This is a genomic window from Paenibacillus sp. FSL M8-0228, assembly GCF_038007385.1.
Lineage (GTDB): Bacteria > Bacillota > Bacilli > Paenibacillales > Paenibacillaceae > Paenibacillus > Paenibacillus polymyxa_D.
The window spans coordinates 2,275,225-2,289,790 of sequence record NZ_JBBOXA010000001.1 but is presented as its reverse complement, the minus strand read 5'-3'; the positions used below and the strand labels follow the sequence as shown (position 1 = coordinate 2,289,790).

The 14,566-nt window shown below is 45.8% G+C and carries 15 protein-coding genes; 5 read left to right on the top strand and 10 right to left on the bottom strand.

The genetic code is table 11. From position 1 onward, the window contains the following. Window positions 1-126: 126 nt before the first annotated feature. The 5 genes from MKY98_RS10765 to MKY98_RS10745 all read right to left on the bottom strand — a co-directional run bounded on the left by MKY98_RS10765 (window position 127) and on the right by MKY98_RS10745 (window position 6,434). A complete protein-coding gene (locus MKY98_RS10765; protein WP_013309990.1) occupies window positions 127-402 on the bottom strand; it encodes a WXG100 family type VII secretion target in 276 nt (91 codons plus the stop codon). Window positions 403-649: 247 nt separating this feature from the next. Then, a complete protein-coding gene (locus MKY98_RS10760) occupies window positions 650-1,186 on the bottom strand; it encodes a WXG100 family type VII secretion target (protein ID WP_029517064.1) in 537 nt (178 codons plus the stop codon). A gap of 5 nt (window positions 1,187-1,191) precedes the next feature. Beyond that, complete coding sequence (locus tag MKY98_RS10755) at window positions 1,192-2,034, bottom strand: hypothetical protein (protein WP_029517063.1); 843 nt, start codon at window positions 2,032-2,034, stop codon at window positions 1,192-1,194. 16 nt (window positions 2,035-2,050) lie between these two features. Further along, the gene (essC, locus tag MKY98_RS10750; RefSeq protein WP_029517062.1) at window positions 2,051-6,046 is read right to left on the bottom strand and encodes a type VII secretion protein EssC; all 3,996 of its coding nucleotides are present in this window, start codon (window positions 6,044-6,046) and stop codon (window positions 2,051-2,053) included. Window positions 6,047-6,113: 67 nt separating this feature from the next. Then, complete coding sequence (locus tag MKY98_RS10745) at window positions 6,114-6,434, bottom strand: hypothetical protein (RefSeq protein WP_029517061.1); 321 nt, start codon at window positions 6,432-6,434, stop codon at window positions 6,114-6,116. A gap of 389 nt (window positions 6,435-6,823) precedes the next feature. Here MKY98_RS10745 and MKY98_RS10740 point away from each other — a divergent pair, with 389 nt between their 5' ends. Further along, window positions 6,824-7,063, top strand: a complete 240-nt coding sequence (locus tag MKY98_RS10740) for a hypothetical protein (RefSeq protein ID WP_013370782.1) — start codon at window positions 6,824-6,826, stop codon at window positions 7,061-7,063. Between the two features lie 129 nt (window positions 7,064-7,192). Here MKY98_RS10740 and MKY98_RS10735 read toward each other — a convergent pair whose 3' ends face one another. Beyond that, a complete protein-coding gene (locus MKY98_RS10735; RefSeq protein ID WP_023988262.1) occupies window positions 7,193-7,342 on the bottom strand; it encodes a hypothetical protein in 150 nt (49 codons plus the stop codon). Window positions 7,343-7,558: 216 nt separating this feature from the next. On the opposite strand from MKY98_RS10735, the gene MKY98_RS10730 reads away from it, so the two are divergent. After that, window positions 7,559-8,578 carry a flagellar motor protein MotB gene (locus tag MKY98_RS10730; protein WP_209018285.1) on the top strand — a complete coding sequence of 340 codons (1,020 nt, stop codon included), beginning with the start codon at window positions 7,559-7,561 and terminating at the stop codon, window positions 8,576-8,578. A gap of 118 nt (window positions 8,579-8,696) precedes the next feature. On the opposite strand, the gene MKY98_RS10725 is transcribed toward MKY98_RS10730, so the two are convergent. From MKY98_RS10725 to MKY98_RS10715, 3 genes are all read right to left on the bottom strand, one after another. Then, the gene (locus MKY98_RS10725; RefSeq protein ID WP_029517059.1) at window positions 8,697-9,035 is read right to left on the bottom strand and encodes a L,D-transpeptidase; all 339 of its coding nucleotides are present in this window, start codon (window positions 9,033-9,035) and stop codon (window positions 8,697-8,699) included. Between the two features lie 12 nt (window positions 9,036-9,047). Continuing rightward, window positions 9,048-10,238, bottom strand: a complete 1,191-nt coding sequence (gene rsgA, locus MKY98_RS10720; RefSeq protein ID WP_208332486.1) for a ribosome small subunit-dependent GTPase A — start codon at window positions 10,236-10,238, stop codon at window positions 9,048-9,050. A gap of 479 nt (window positions 10,239-10,717) precedes the next feature. Continuing rightward, window positions 10,718-11,314: a DUF2087 domain-containing protein gene (locus MKY98_RS10715; protein ID WP_029517057.1), complete on the bottom strand. Its 597-nt coding sequence runs from the start codon at window positions 11,312-11,314 to the stop codon at window positions 10,718-10,720. A gap of 294 nt (window positions 11,315-11,608) precedes the next feature. Between MKY98_RS10715 and MKY98_RS10710 the strand changes: the two genes are divergently transcribed. The 3 genes from MKY98_RS10710 (at window position 11,609) to MKY98_RS10700 (ending at window position 13,674) form a co-directional block, all read left to right on the top strand. Continuing rightward, complete coding sequence (locus MKY98_RS10710) at window positions 11,609-12,580, top strand: YpdA family putative bacillithiol disulfide reductase (protein ID WP_029517056.1); 972 nt, start codon at window positions 11,609-11,611, stop codon at window positions 12,578-12,580. 22 nt (window positions 12,581-12,602) lie between these two features. Further along, window positions 12,603-13,046: a DUF441 domain-containing protein gene (locus MKY98_RS10705; RefSeq protein ID WP_039273550.1), complete on the top strand. Its 444-nt coding sequence runs from the start codon at window positions 12,603-12,605 to the stop codon at window positions 13,044-13,046. Window positions 13,047-13,161: 115 nt separating this feature from the next. After that, window positions 13,162-13,674 carry a hypothetical protein gene (locus MKY98_RS10700; RefSeq protein ID WP_039273552.1) on the top strand — a complete coding sequence of 171 codons (513 nt, stop codon included), beginning with the start codon at window positions 13,162-13,164 and terminating at the stop codon, window positions 13,672-13,674. 134 nt (window positions 13,675-13,808) lie between these two features. Here the strand turns inward: MKY98_RS10700 and MKY98_RS10695 are convergent, their stop codons facing one another. Then, window positions 13,809-14,111 carry a HesB/YadR/YfhF family protein gene (locus MKY98_RS10695; protein ID WP_039273555.1) on the bottom strand — a complete coding sequence of 101 codons (303 nt, stop codon included), beginning with the start codon at window positions 14,109-14,111 and terminating at the stop codon, window positions 13,809-13,811. Between the last annotated feature and the right edge of the window lie 455 nt (window positions 14,112-14,566).

Here is a 14,566-nt window from a genome sequence, read left to right as displayed (position 1 = left end):
AAACCGGGTATCCGAAGATCGCCCGGTTTTTCCTGAACATCCTGTGCCAAACCGTGAGGAATGGCTCACATATTGCTTCTTAATAGAGTGGTATATGATAAGTTAATGCCTATCAGGCAAGACAACTTATTTCGTTTGGTCAACCGTGCGGAATTTGTTAGCGATAGCTGTCAATTCTTGACTGATGCTGTTCAAAGTCGTTACGAAAGCTTGCATTTGTTTGCTAGCTTCCTGAAACTCTTGGAAGAAGCGTTGTTTAGTCATACCTTCCCATTGACCTTCCATACCTGAGATGGACTGTGTCAAACTGGAAACGATCTGCTGGCTTTGCTCACCACTTTGTTTAAATTGGTTAGCCACCTGATCAACCTGTTCTGGGGTAATTAAAATGCGTCCTGCCATTTTTTGAGTCCTCCTTGATGATAAATAATGTTTTTGTTTATCTGGTTCAAATTGTACTATGGCTATTTAATTCCCTACAAAAGGCAAAGGACCTAATTGTAACAATCCCACTTTTTAACTATAAAACAGCACCTAACAGTATAATATTAACAAAAAAACACCTAATAAGTCCCATAAAGCCGGGAATTGTGGAACGAGCTCAAGTAATTTTGCAATCGATCCAGATTGTCCCGGAACGCGATCCCAACTAAGCGACAGGCTGATCTCTTACTGTAGACGGATCAGTAAAATACCAATCCTGCGGACTGCTAGAAGACGCCTGCATCAGAATATCCTGATGCAACGTTTCTACATCCGAAGACTGTACACCAGAAATGGCATGTACGACAGACTGCGGGTTAGAAATCAGGCTGCTTCCTTCCGAAGCTTGCCCAGGCAGAATAGACGGTGATTGCTGATTCGACCAATCGAGCATCGTGACGGGTCGTCCCAATGGTTGGCTGGCAAATGACAGTATCGTTTGATAGTTGTGGTCAACAGACTGAAACTGCTCTGCCTTTCGGTTCAGTTGTGTACCTGATGTATGGAGGTAAGCATGGATCTGTTCTGACATCCGCTTGGCCTGCATCCAATGATTCAAGATCGCCTCGCGTGCAGATACATCCCAATCCAGCGATTGTAACGCCTGCTCCAAACCTGCTGTTAACTGTTGAATTTGCTCCGCCGCATGCTGTAGCTGCCCGCTAAGCCCCCGAAGCACATCCGGTTCAACTCGAATGCGCATATCCATCACCCTTCTTCTGTCACTTCTTCATTCACTGCCGACTGTTTCAACCAATTTAATAATAAATCCACAAACTGATCTCTTGAAGCCATAGCTGCAATCAGCCAGTCCCCGTTACCACTAGAGCTCATCCGAAATATCCAGTTCATTGCAGGACACAGGACAAAGGCTGCCCGTTGTGATTCCCACTCCCTGCCGTTCCAAACCAGCAATTGCAGTTCTCCCTCAGCTACACGGGAACTCAAAGACTGAGCCAGTCTTGCAGACCCCTCTGCATCTCCGCTAGCCTCGGTCAGTTTACTGCTGATCAAAGACACACTTTCCCCTGCCGATTGCTCGTAAATTTTATTAAACGCCTGCTTGGAGAACATTAGTGCGGGGGATTCAGGCACAAGTCGATCTACCCAACCCATTTTATCAATCAATGTCTCGCAAGCCTTTTCCACATTACCCAGATCGTACAATCGATACTCATCGGGTTCATCAGCGGATTTCACGAGTTCCACTACACGCTCGTTCGTGCAATGGAGATAGCCTTCAAATTGCTTACCTCCCCGCACATAGCGTATACGGCAAGCCCTGTTGGATAATCCCGCGATAGCGACTCTTGAAAAAACAGTAGGAGGCATTGCTAGCTCTTTGCCCTTATCTACCCGCTTTAGATAACCCTTTTCCAAAAGAGTAGCTTTTACTTGCTCCCACTCTTCCGCCAACTCCTCTGCTAGATAGCCCTTAAACGGATCTTCCACCCCAAGCAGTCGGTCAGAACCCAATACGCCTGCCAGAAAAAACAGTTCCTTCGCCTTGAGGGTTATTAACTTCTGCTTGGAAGCTTGAAACGTTAACATTATGAGCCACCTCCCTTCAAACTACAACATGCCATCGGTCACGAATTTTCGTTATCCAATCCTCACAGCTCACTTGCTCTGAGAAGGGAATTGCCGCTTTTATCCTGGTAAATTTGCGCCGTACGTAGTACCCCTGCCCAGGTGGCAGGACTTTTAGTCCACCAGTAGCGGCGTTCGCCTCCGAATAAGGGATACGAAAGAACGATAGATCATTCGAATCTAGTGTTCCAAATAGCATACCGCTTTGGCTTGCCTTGACATCATTAAACCAGTCCACACCAAAGGTAGGAAAATCAGATGGCACACCCGAGAGCACGACATGCACATTGCGATCACGTCCCAACCGTACAATGGCGGAGAGCTGATCCTTTATCATAAAATCATTCAGTTGCTTGCTTAACATATCCGCATCATCAATGACCAGGAGCAATTCGGGATCATTCCCCTCCTTGTTCCGTTGTTGAACAATATCATACACTTGCTGTACCAGAGGTCCCATTTCTTCCTCACTTTCAGCAGCAGCCTTAACATGAGGAAGATGTCGTAATCTAGATAGTCCCCCGCCTCCATAGCGTGTATCGATCGTATAGACTTCCAATTGATCGGGTGATGTGTAATAAGCCAGCGATATAATCCAGCTCATTAGAAAGGAGGTTTTTCCACCCTCCATTGGACTACCCACAATAAAATTGGGCCCTTCTTTCAGATTCAGGAGAAAAGGCTCAAGATCGTCACTCTGTAGGCCTACAGGTACTTCGTAAGGTAGTGCGCCCGATGGTCCACTCGTCCGATCCCACTGCTGAAGCAGCTCCGATAGTGGAATCCGCTCAGGTAATGGTAGGATAGCTGGTGCGTGCTTGCCTTTCCATTCCTGCACAATGCCAGCAATATTGCGGCGTAGCCGTGCTGATCGCTCCGCCTCATCTTCTCCTGGTGAAGGCAGTGCCGTCTGGAACTCCAGCGGAGGAACATGCCCTTTAACCAGAGCGCGACCTGGAATTAACGGTCCTGGCGTTTTGGCTGGTCGCCCTACCGCATAGTAATAGTCACTCGGGTCGGACATTTCAAAAGAAACAGCATTCGGTATGTTACTGCGGAATTTCTCAAACACATCGGTAATCCGGTTCGCTGTAATGATAAACGTGATGCCTAGACTACCCCCTTCTCGCAAAAGAGATTCCAGCAGTTCATTTTCATCTGGATAAGCATTACGGAAATTAAGATATCCATCAATAACTACGACAATTTGCGGAATATCCTCGACAGCAGAACGTCGATAAGAGCTTATTGTTTTGACTCCAGCCTCGGAAAGCATTTCCTTGCGTACGGCCACCATCTTGAACAGATAACGGAACAATCGCTTGATCCGGTCATCCTCCTCAGCCATCATAACAGCCCCGATTTGGGGAAGTTCCCCAAAGTCGCGCATCGTTCGACCCATGTCAATGATATAACCGTTCCAATGATTCGCAGCAAATCGCTGAGCCGTGGACATCAGCAACGTATGCAAAAAGGTTGTTTTCCCCATGCCGGGCATGCCATACACAGCCCAATGACCATGATCTAGCGATGCATAAATTGGCTCCTGTCGCTGATTCGGCAAATCATCCACTAGACCAATAAGAGCCTTCAGCTCCAAAGGTGATGATGTACTATCTATTTCGGTGCATGCCGGCAAATTTGTTAAATCCAGCAATTCAGGCAGCGGCGGAAGCCACGGTCCCTGAAGCCGTTCGATCCCTGCCTTAGCAGCCTCATTCGCAATATAATCAATAAATACTTGAAGCTGTTTAGGGGCTTCTTCTCCTTTTAAGCCCGAGCTTGCCCGTTCGCCGCCCGTCAGTAGCGCTTCACGTTTTCCGTTCAGTCTCACTTCATGTACAGGTAGTGCAGAAGAAATATCGCTGTTGCCTATATACGGCGCACCGCTCCAAGCAAACTGCATCTCTTCAAATACTTCGTCACTACCCACTTGGAAATATCCTCGTCCCGGCTTCGTAATCCACGCGGCATTCGGTATTTTCAACATGTCACGGCTATCGCCTTCGCTTTGCACCCGTAAGCAGATGCGGAATCTGGAGTTACTCCAAATCTTGTCATCCACGACACCTGCGGGCTTTTGCGTCGCCAAAATCAAATGGACACCTAGTGTCCGCCCAATCGCAGCAATACTGATTAGCTCGTCCATAAACTCTGGCTGATCCCGCTTTAATTGTGCAAATTCATCAATAATAATAACCAGATGAGGCAGCGGTTGTTCCTGCCGCTGCCGGAGTAGTCTGTAATATTCATCAATATGCTGTAAATTGCCTGCATCGTTCAATATCTTCTGCCGACGAACCAGTTCTGCTTTAAGAGATATTTTGGCACGTTCAATCAAATTATTGTCCAAGTTCGTGATCGTACCCACAACATGCGGCAAGTTAACGAACGTGTTGGACATGCCTCCACCCTTGTAATCGATCAGCATAAAAGCAAGATCATGCGGATGAAACTCGGCAGCAAGCGAGGCTACAATGGACTGGATAACCTCACTCTTTCCTGAACCCGTTGTACCGGCGATCAAGCCATGGGGACCATGCCCTTGACGCTCTATCTTATCATGCAGGTTAATCATAATCTTCTTGCCGCCTGCTCGCACGCCCATTGGCACAGGTAAGGTATCAGGATGGCGGTTACGTCGCCACCGATCTGCCACATCCAGTTCTTCCACACTTGCTACGCTCATCATATCAAACAGAGGCAGCACAGCGGGAATATCAGAAGCAGAGGAACGCTTCAAGCGAATAGGAGCCATGTACCGCGCTAATGCATCGGCTTCCTCTTTTGACAAACGATCCGGTTTAAAACTTTGCTGTTCAACCTCCGCCGACTCTGATTTACGGGCATATACGCCCTGCTCTTTGGAAGCCTCCACAATCAGCTGACACTGCATCGGCAAAGCCTCTTTACGAGAAGCCAGCACAATCGTACACGCATCAATGGTTCGGCCGTCTTCCAATAACAACGGCAGTAACGGTTCTTCCTCAATCAGCTGGGTGTCAGATAAAACAACGACATAACAAGGGACTTCCATCCCTTTGCCTTGACGCTCATTACGATTATTTTTACGGCGGTTCAGTCTGGCAAACAGAAAATCTGCTAATTGATGTGCACTACTACTGCGGTCTGACATCATTCTCTGGATTCGGTCATCATCCCACACATGTGGAAGCCAGCGCATCCAGGTCCATTCACTTTCCTCTCGCTCGTCATAGAAGGAAGCAATTTTCACTTCATCTGGCGAGTGACGAACCGTCACTTGTGCCAAAATGACTCTTAACGCAGCAAGGGTATGTTCCCGATCGCCGACCAATCCAACCACTTTGGATTGAAACAGCGGTAATGCAATGGAAGCAGCGTCTACCAGACGAAATTCTTCTTCCAGTTCATCCGCAGCTCCCAACAAAGGATCTCGGTCATAACCGTCTGGGCGTGGAATTTGCAATTTTATATGAAAGGGAACTTGTCCAGTTCCAATACGCACCTGCAAAAAGTCCTCATCCTCCGGTGATCGTTCCCAAAGTGAACTGTTGCGGTTTTTGACAATTTGAGTGCATATTTGCGGGTCACCGTGAATTTCATATAGTGTGCGAATTTGCTCCTCGCGTTTCATTTCAAGTTCTTCACGATGCTTTTGGAGCTGTTCCCGGTACATGCGGTCCCGTTCCTCTAGCTTGCGCTTGTATTCCTTCTTATTATTTAGATAGACAAAAAAAGGAATCGTATAAGATGTAAGCATCATGACCACAGTGACCATTTGGAACATCAAATAGTTACTGTTACCCATCTTGCCTGTTTTGCTCATATATACGTAAAAGCCTATAGTCACCAACGTCATCATTAACGGAATAAGTATAGATATAATAGAAAAAGACGGCTTGCTCGGCTCAGCCGGAGGCCGTAAAATCTCCAGCTTCTCCTCTCGGAGCGCCGGCCTTAATCTCGGGGATCGCTGGTATAATGCATTCAAGACAAAAGTCCCCCTTTTCGCTTACTATTTCATTTTACCAAGGTTTCATATAATTTCATGTGTGTATTTACCCATTTTTTTCATTTTGAAACAGAGAACGCCTTCCATACACAGGCGCTTCGTCCTGAGTTGTCGAAAAAGCGCGCTGAATACGCACAGTACAGCCTTCCCGCAAGCCGGATCCTGTAAGTAGCTGGTTATCTCCCACCCTGAACCAGAGCCCTTCCGGGAACTTTGCTTCCATAATATATTGCATGCCTTCCGCCGGAGGCTCGCCGAAAATGCGCACACCCAGCATCAGCTTTAAATGTTCCACCGAGTATTCATCAGCTACCTCGATGTCAAACCACTCTGTTTCCTGTCGTCCTGAAAGCACGGTCAGGATCATCTGTCATCCCTCCCGATCCTTAATATATAGCAAAGTTCACGCAAAAAGCCTATTTCCACGGAAATATGGCTATCGTAACTGTAGCATCCGACTATTAGACTGTCAATTTGTTACAAAATACCCACTCCAAAAATAAAATAGTGACTTTGGTCATATTTTCTCATATTAGTAGAGTCATTGGTATCAATAATATGTATTGGATCGGTTCTAATATGGGTATATACGTCATTTTGTCGATTAGTTAGAACTAAATTCGATTGTTACCTAGATTGTTGTGAACACTTTGTAAATTTTTCAGACCTTTATGTTTTTATAAGGTGTTTTTAAGGTAATTTTAAGAAACGGGCACTACAATTAAGCCATGAAATAACTCAGGCGAGGTGATTTTTGTGAGAACATTAATTACATTTCAAAACAAACGTATTCCCGTATACTTCAATCAAGAAAATAAGCAACCAGTACAAAAAACATTAAAACTTCTAAGTAACACTTTGGAGAATAAAATCTCCAGCGGCAAGCGTGCCCTTCAAAAATGCCTTAACTCTTTGATCAGTATAGAGATTGTCGGTTGTGAAGCCATCCTGCATAGTGTTAGTGAAAATGATTCATTGGCATTGTCCCTCTATTAAGAGGGACTTTTTTTTGTCCACTTTAGACACACAAAAAAGAGAGGGACATTTCAGCACCCTCTCCATATCAGCAGCTTTAAAACATGATACATGTGACTTACCGCAGCTTATGGATTGATCAGACTTTATTTAAAGTATTCTGCGATAACCTTTTTTACCGCCTCGTTCCTTATTCTGCGCCTTCTCAATCCGTATTCTAAACAGTTCTAGTAAATTAGCGCGTGTATGCTCTTCCCGGCAGTTGTCCAGCTTTTTTAAGATAAAACGGTCAATGGACATATGACTCAGGCTCCTTTACAGCAAGCTGCCCCTGCTTTTCAAGGGGATGATCAGGCTATCCATTTTTAACCATTCTGCCTGTTGTTTAAACAGGTACGTTCCTTATAGGATAAAGCAGGCGGGATTACATACCCTTTAATAAGGGTAAATACATAAAGTTTCGATAATTTTATCACGTTAAGCCTGGAAGCTATGGACAAGGAGCGAACAAAAACCATGAGTAAACACATGATTACCAAAATAGTCTGCAACCTTTTATTCGCATTCTTAATTCTAACGATGCTGGCTGCATGCAGCAGGGAAAAAGCTTCAACCCGGAGTATAGCCCAACATGAAGCTGAAGCACGTGCCTACACCGTAACGGGTAATCCCAACCAAGGTGCATCATCCCTTGATGAACGAGCTGCCAATCATACACCTGTCCATCAGCAAGGCAGCAGCTATGTCGAAATATCAGGTGGCGTCAGCATTGATAAAAATACCGTGAAGGTTACAGGACATTCCAACCTCCCGGCCGGAGCACGGATCAAAGGGAATCTTGCGGTCAAAAACTCCCTGTTAACTGGGTACACGGATGAGACAACCGTTCAAAAGGACGGAAGTTTTGTACTCCAGGTACAACGCCCCGGAATACAGGGCAGTATGGATCTGACTGTTCTGTTCCGTCCAGATGACCAAGACAATGAAATACGAAATCTGTATGGCAGCGGTGGCAACAAATTGGAAGGTCCTTATGTATATCAATACGAAGAAAACAAACAGCTTCTGTATGAAGTTCGGATTGGGGCTGAATTTGATCCTGAACAAGAACGCAATACCCCTTTAGTTAAGCCCGTCTGGAACAAACCTAAGGACTACGGCAGCCCTCAAGTGTGGATTAAGCCTGATGTGAAGCAAGAGGGTAACTATTATCATGTATATGCGCGCAGCAATTTGCTGGAAGGGTCGGACGTCAAACTCAAGATTGATTTTCCGGGACGATGGCAGTTTGGCTACGATGATCAAACCAAAGTTATGCCTGACGGCTCCTTCAGCATGAGGGTCAAAAAGCCGAGCCTTGCCAACCGCTACATCATAGTCATAAGTTTCGAACCAAACGAAGATATGTGGACCAACGCCAAACAGGCGTATGGTACACAAGGAGAACGTCTTTCGGGACCGTTAGTCAAATCTGCAGACGAAAAAGAGGGCTCCAAACAGATTGAAGCCCGTATCCCTATCCAACCCAAATCGTAACTAAACGCAGCATCTAACTTAAAGTTACGGCCGTTCGCCATGAAATACGCTTCACAGATACAGTCTATGACGCGGTTTCCACGTATGAGTAGATACAGAGTCTCATGTCGTCTAGCCGCTACGGCTGTATCGTGACTGGCGTGCCTATACTTACCCTCTCCTGAAGCTCAAGCACATCCTTATTCTGCATTCGAATGCAGCCATGTGACACCATCTTGCCAATGGACCATGGCTCATTGGTGCCGTGAATGCCATAATGCGGCTTGGACAGCCCCATCCAGAACGCTCCGAAAGGTCCGCCCGGATTAGGTTGTTTGTTAATAATCGTAAATTGCCCATGCGGTGTCTGTGTAGCCAGCTTGCCAATACCGACTGGATAATTAAGAACAATCTGATCTCCATCCTTCAAATATAAACGACGATCCGATAAATCCACCACAATGCTGTAGTTCGGCATATATTCACCCCTTTATACCATATGCCGACTACAACATAGATTTTCGTATATTTTTACATTTGATACTTCACTGCAGTTCGGCTCACCACTCCACATCACGTCGCCAGCCACTTCGCTGATCCCTAGCCAGCCACTTCGCTGATCCCTACGCCCCGGGGTTGTGCTTGAACGACTATCTTTCCTGCGCCGGTCTGCTTCCTTACGCGCCTGATATTCCAGTTCCCGCTGCATTTTGCGATAATTGTTCACTCTGGATTCCGACAATTCCCCTCTCTCTATAGCTTCCTCCACTGCACATCCAGCTTCGCCCTTATGCTTGCAATCTGCAAAACGGCACTGCTGCGCCGTTTCCATAATATCCGTGAAGGTATGAGCGACACCCATGGAATCATCCCATAGATTAAGCTCGCGCATACCAGGTGTATCCAGCAAAACGGCTTGCTTTGCGATAGGAAAAAGCTGTCGGTGAGTGGTTGTGTGCCTGCCCCGACTGTCTTCCTCCCTCACATCCTGTGTCAGTTGAACCTCAGACTCGGAGAGCCAGTTTACTATCGTGGATTTGCCACTACCGGAAGAGCCTGTCAAAGCAACTGTAGAGCCAGGCTGAAGAAACGTCTCCAGTTGCTCTCTGCCTTCATTCTGCAAAGCAGAAATAACGATAACAGGTACACCAGGGGCAACTCCCTCCGCTTCAGCAACCCGTTGTTCGACATCTTCACAAAGGTCACTCTTACTCAAAACGACAACCGGGTTTACCCCGCTGTTCCAAGCCATAATTAAATACCGTTCCAGTCTGCGCATATTAAAATCATGATTCAGCGCATTAACAAGGAACAGCGTATCCACATTGGTAGCGATCAGCTGCTCCCTCGTCTCAAAGCCCGCTGCCTGTCTAGATATTCGACTTTTCCGCGGCAAGACGGCATGAATTACTGCATCCGACACTTCATCTGGCGTAGTGATTGCTAGCCAGTCCCCTACAGCAGGCATTTCCGCCGGATCGACAACAGCATGTCGTAGCTTACCTGAAGACACTCCCCAGCGTTCTCCATCCATTGTGATAAGCTTCACCTTTTGTCCGTAATCGGCAATCAAGCGAGCAGGACGTACCTGTGTATTTCCTGTGCGTTCCTCAAAGCCTTGCTTCCATTGGTCCCAAAAAACGTTCCAGTAATCAGACCAACCGTATTCATGTATACTCATTGTTTTCCTCCTGAATTCATTGTTCATTTTTGATCGTAATGTTATTTGATAGGTGTACATTTTCTCCCCGCATGCGAACAACGCGAAAAATCCGCAGGGGTTTCCCTGCGGAGGGTATACGATTCAGGTCGATGCGATCCGTTCGTTCACTTAAGCAAGCAGTCTCTCACAGACCACTCCCCAGAACCAACAACTGGATAACAAGACGCCTAACCATAAAAAATCCGCAGGGAATCACTCCCTGCGGATTTTGTTGGTTCTACTGTCCAACCAACTGCTAAGCCAAGACTATAGATCTATACAGTCTTTAACTGTGCATTGTCCGTGCGGGAGACAAGTCATTCTGCTGCTGAACCCATCCATTCATGTTCGTACGCATATAACATCGCCTCCTCCTAAAATTTCCTTTATCATACAAGTCCATCAATTGTCTGTCAAGGCAGCTACGAAACTTTTTTGAAATCTTTGTCAAGTTTCGTTTAGCGTACCTGATCCCAGCGCGTCCACATCTCACGCGGGTTCAATTCGTACATTTCCCGTTCCCTGTACATAAACTGATGCATAATCAGCTCACGCCGAATCGTTGCAAAATCCTCATGGTATTGCTTGATCCACTCGTTTAATTCACGTTCAGGATACATGCGGCCTGGCTCCAGCTTTTCTGCCAGCATCTGAAGTACGATCAATTTTTTCTTATACTGCGCAGGGATTTGGCGCAACTTGCCGTCCTTGGAAAAAAAATTGCGTAAGACCGATGCCTCCAGCGTTTCATTCAACTCTGACATCTCTTCCTCCCCCTCTCCTTTTTCGAAAATAAATCGCACCGTCGCCTCGGCATGCTGCCGGATCAATTCTGGATTCAGTGTAAAATACACCGTGTTTTTATCACGTCGTTCCTTAATCAACCCAGTCTCACGAAGTTTGGAAGCATGATGCGTAACAGTCGGTTGGGACAAATTCAGCTTTTTCGCCAAAGCTTGGCCATGCATCTCCCCACAGGACAAAAGAAGTAGTATCCGCATTCGCGTTGGATCAGCAAGTGCTTTATGATAATTGACCATTTTATCCAGTTGCATCGTTATTGCACCTCTTTTCACTAGTACATACTTGCTATGCAAACGAATTCAATCACATAAATTAGATATATATCTAATTATATGTTCACTAAATGTGGCTGTCAATCTTCACCGTCTGTCATCTTTTCTGAAAACGGCTGGATATTGTGTTCGCATTGCGGTAGGATTATTATTTGAAAACTTCTCACATACTGAGCGATTTGCTTCAATCCTGAGATCCGTTTTTAATCGTCAAAATAATGTTAACCCTACAAAACTGGCGTAATAAACCAATACAACTGGAGGTTCAACCAAATGCACGACGTAATCATTATCGGTGGCGGACCCTGCGGACTATCTGCTGCAATCGAATGCAGCCGCAGAGGTTTGCAAACTGTCATTATTGAAAAAAGCAACATCGTTCACTCCATTTTTCTGTATCCGACGAACATGCAGTTTTTTAGCACCGCTGAACTACTTGAAATCGGTGATATTCCATTCAGTACCCCTAATGACAAACCTTTTCGTCATGAAGCACTGGCGTACTATCGTAAGGTAGCTACACATTATAACTTGAACATTCAGCATTATGAGGAGGCCCAGTCTATTCATCGCCAGGATGACGGTACATTTACTGTACATACCCTGAGCAAAGGAGAAATAACCAAAACGTATTCGTCACGCTATGTCGTTGTGGCTACAGGATATTTTGATCATCCGAACTATTTGGGCATTCCCGGGGAACAATTGGATAAAGTCACTCACTATTTCAGCGAAGCCCATCCCTACACAGGAACCCGGGTTGCAGTTATCGGTGGCAGTAACTCTGCGGTAGATGCTGCGATGGAATTAGTGCGGGTCGGAGCTACGATTGATATGGTATATCGTCGAAGCGAGTTGTCCCAATACATCAAGCCGTGGGTTCGTCCACTGTTTGACAGTATGGTACAAAAAGGGAAGATCACGCTGCATTTAGGCGCACGCATTACCGAAATTCATCCAGACCATGTCGTAGTCACTCCGCTGGACACTGAAGCATTCCGACTCGAAAATGATTTTGTACTGGCACTGACTGGATTTCACCCGGAACGAAAACTACTGGAGTCTGTCGGCGTTCATATGGCTGAAGATCTGGACAAACCAGAATTTAATCCTGCCACGATGGAAACGAACATCCCAGGTATATATGTCGCGGGGGTCATCGCTTCAGGCAGCAATGCCAATGAAGTGTTTATTGAAACAGGCCGCTGGCACGGGCGTCAAATCGCGGAGCATATCCAAAGCTAAATAAACGAAGGAGAACATCTGTATGGATTACAGCTCACTTATCTTACTGGTATTGGCTGGTCTTGGGATTGTTAGTGGCAACTCTACCGTGACTATTGCCATGGTTGTATTACTGCTGCTGCGGGTAACCAGCTTTCATTCTGCTTTCCCCTGGCTCGAAAAGTATGGCCTGACGATCGGAATTATTATTTTGACGATTGGGGTCATGACCCCGCTAGCCAGCGGTAAAATCAGCATCAATCAGGTGATGGAGTCCTTCCTGCACTGGAAATCACTGCTCGCGATTGGTATCGGAATTCTGGTAGCCTACCTTGGCGGCCGCGGAGTAACTTTGATGTCTGGACAGCCCATTATTGTGACAGGTCTACTGATTGGGACCGTCATTGGCGTTGCCTTCTTTAAAGGAGTTCCTGTTGGACCTCTAATTGCTGCCGGATTGCTTTCCTTGTTAATTGGCCGCAGCTAAATTCGTACAACAAATATAGGAATAAATGATAGCAATCTGCATGTCGGGCTGAATTCAGTCCCGCTTTGTGGTATACTCATATCGCATAATTTGGTAAATGCAGGAGGCTTGACCGATGTCTCGACAATTTGTAACGGAAGCTGTAATGGTGGCTATATATGGCCAACTTCTTACATCTCCCGCCCCTGTGGAATATATGGTGCCTTACACATCACTGCTAGAGCTATACGAATTCCAGGATAGCACAGAGCCGCTCATGGATAATCCTATGGACGATCAACATGTGAAGCGGAAGGTAAGCGAGTTGATCAGTTATTTTGAGGAACCGTTGAATCAGAAAAAAATTCGGCGTGCGCTTCAGATGCCTTGGGCCAAGAGCTTGCCTATTCTATTCGATGCCAATACATCACTCATTATCATTAATGCTGTTGATACAGCACATTACGGAGAATATTTTGATCCAATTGAGACTGAACTGGTGTTAACAGCTCAGCGTGAATCATTACCCATTCTGACGGATCAATTGGACTGGATCCACCGCATTATCGAAGCTTCCGTACCTGTACATGTGTACGACATTGATGATTTTGATTTTGCACTCGATGGCCCGATACTTAACAACCCTTAACATACGACATACCCGCCTTAACCACAAAAAAGCGGCGGAGTATCGTGTTACAGGTTCATCTCCTGTAACACGATACTCCGCCGCTTTTCATGTCCAAGAACAATTATTTGCACGCTATGATTGACAGTGGAGTACTAAGCTTGTCCATCCTCAACATAGGTATAAATAATGTCATCATGTTCCTCCAAATACTTAACTTCCAGATGATGGCCCTTGAGATACCAGTAATCCTGGTCCTCCATATAAAACGTAATGCCAGCCGCTTCATGCTGTAATACGGGGTGCTGCGGAGGCTCTACGGCAATTCCCAGAGAAAAGCCTGGATGCAACCCACCGCCAGAGCTATAGCGAACAAAAAAACGGATCGAATCTCCACGTTTCAAACCAAGCTCCTTAATGTACCACTGTGCCGCAGGTTCAGTTACCTGTATGCTCATACGCTATTCTCATCTCCTTATACAATGACGTCTGCTAACTATATCATAGCATTTTTTAGAATGACCACCAACCGTCCTAACCCAGCCAGCTTCTTGGAAAGCCATATACATTTTTTTGAAAAAGGTTTGACAATTCGCAAAAAAGGGTGTTAAGATTCAACCATACGAGAACCATTTTGAAATTTATTACCAATTTGAACGATTACTCATGTTAGAATGAATCCATTTTGAGGAAGAAAGGAGTGTTACCGGTGCTAAAATTTCCTATTGCATTTTACCCACATCTACAAACACAACAACTTCATACCGGAGCATCTCCCCTGTCGCATCCTTCAGAATTGGGCCATTCATGTTGTATGGTTTAATACGAGTGGCTGCCTGCGTTTGAGCAGTTTTTCAGTGGTGAGTGTGCTGAAAATACCTGCGCGCCATATGATATTGAGATTTAAGGCATA